The organism is Halomicrococcus pelagicus (assembly GCF_050954125.1).
This window is the reverse complement of the sequence record NZ_JBPBWC010000044.1, coordinates 1-1,501: the sequence shown is the minus strand read 5'-3', so window position 1 is coordinate 1,501 and position 1,501 is coordinate 1. Positions and strand designations below refer to the sequence as shown.

Below are 1,501 nucleotides of genomic sequence, written 5' to 3'. Positions count from 1 at the left end.
ACACTCCCCATAAAGAGTCTGTCGAAGCCCGTCTGTCCACGTGTCCCCATCACGACGAGGTCAGCACGGTAGTCATCGACAGCGGCTAGAATCTCTTTCGCTGGCTTGCCTTCCCGTTGCTCCCAGACAAAGTCGATGCCGGATCGGGCTGCTCGTGTAACCAACTCGCGTTCTGTCTTCTGCGCCTCACGTTCGAGGACTTCCCGGAGCGGGGTCGACCTAGCAAACCGTGAACCCAGCACGTACAATCCTCGCACCGTCACCCCGTACGTCTCGGCGAACTCGAAGGCGATATCCGTGGCGCGGCGTGATCCTGAACGTCCGTCTGTCGCCAGCAGAATCGACTGCCACGCCGAGTCGACTCCGTCACTGCGTTCTGGAACCGTCAGCACTGGAACAGTCGACGCTCGCACGACCTGCTCAGCGACACTGCGGTGGAGAAAGTGGTGCAATCGTCTAGTTTCGTGATGCCCGAGAACGATGAGATCACCGTCTATCGTGTCCACGTACTCCAGAAGCGCTGTCGCTGTATCACCTCGTAATAATGTGTCCTTGACAACAACATCTGCAGCAGTCACACGCTCGACGGCATCGGACAAAATATCCTGTCCTGTCCCTTCAACTGTTAGTTCATCCCCATGGTCGGCGAGTAACTCGTCATGGCTACCGGGGATATCGTCGAGGTCAACGACATAGACGACGTGAACGGTCGCTCCTGTGCGCTTGGCGGTTGCAATTGCACTGTCGAGCGCCTGCATACTGCTTTGACTCCCATCGTACGGAATGAGAATCGTCTCAAACATACGTCCTCTACGCTCGCCACCGCAAAGTAGACCCGGATTGTTACTCCTAGCCATCGGATGTAACAGCGAGGCGACTGAGGAACAGTTCTTGACCGTATCTACGAACACGATACATTGGAAAATATCACACCCGCCAGCGGCTGTAGATACCATGTCAGCGGCTGGTCACCACAGTGAGGGGCAACGACAGCGTGAACTACCTCGTGTCGAGTGAGACGTTAAGAGGCTTTAAGATGTAAGTTACGTATGACGACTCGAATCCTCGTTCCCATGGATCAGTCGGAGATGGCAGAGCGCGCACTCGAACACGCACTTACAGCATATGAAGATCCAGAGATCACCGTCTTCCACGTAGCTGGTGTCCCATCACCATTCCTCGGCGAAGCGATGAGCCTGGCGATGAAGGACGACCTCGATGAAGCAGCGGAGGAACGCGCCGAGGACGTGTTCGAGAGTGCCCGCCAGATTGCAGCCGAGTATGACATCGAAATTGCGACAGCAGTCGCCCTGGGGAAGCCAGCTCAGGAGATTGTAGAGCGAGCGTCGGAGTTCGATACCGTTGTCCTCGGCAGCCATGGCCGTGATCTAGTCGATCGGATACTTTTCGGAAACGTGGCCGAAACTGTCGCCCGGCGGGCACCGACTACCGTCGCTATCGTCCGTTAAGAGAACAACGTTGGTCTCTCGATTTCGCTGAT

General features: G+C 56.2%; 2 protein-coding genes. One reads left to right on the top strand and one right to left on the bottom strand.

Annotation, left to right across the window (positions count from 1 at the left end; translation table 11 throughout):
• Positions 1-758: universal stress protein (locus tag ACRYA2_RS26545; protein WP_433634812.1), on the bottom strand; the 758-nt coding region annotated here is incomplete at its 3' end.
• 291 nt (positions 759-1,049) lie between these two features.
• Between ACRYA2_RS26545 and ACRYA2_RS26540 the strand changes: the two genes are divergently transcribed.
• Positions 1,050-1,469 (top strand): universal stress protein, encoded by a 420-nt coding sequence (locus ACRYA2_RS26540; protein ID WP_433634810.1) that lies wholly within the window; start codon positions 1,050-1,052, stop codon positions 1,467-1,469.
• The last annotated feature ends 32 nt before the right edge of the window (positions 1,470-1,501 follow it).

What these genes read in the sequence shown, in the direction of transcription:
- ACRYA2_RS26540 (WP_433634810.1), top strand. Translation starts at nt 1,050, where the DNA reads ATGACGACTCGAATCCTCGTTCCCATGGATCAGTCGGAGATGGCAGAG.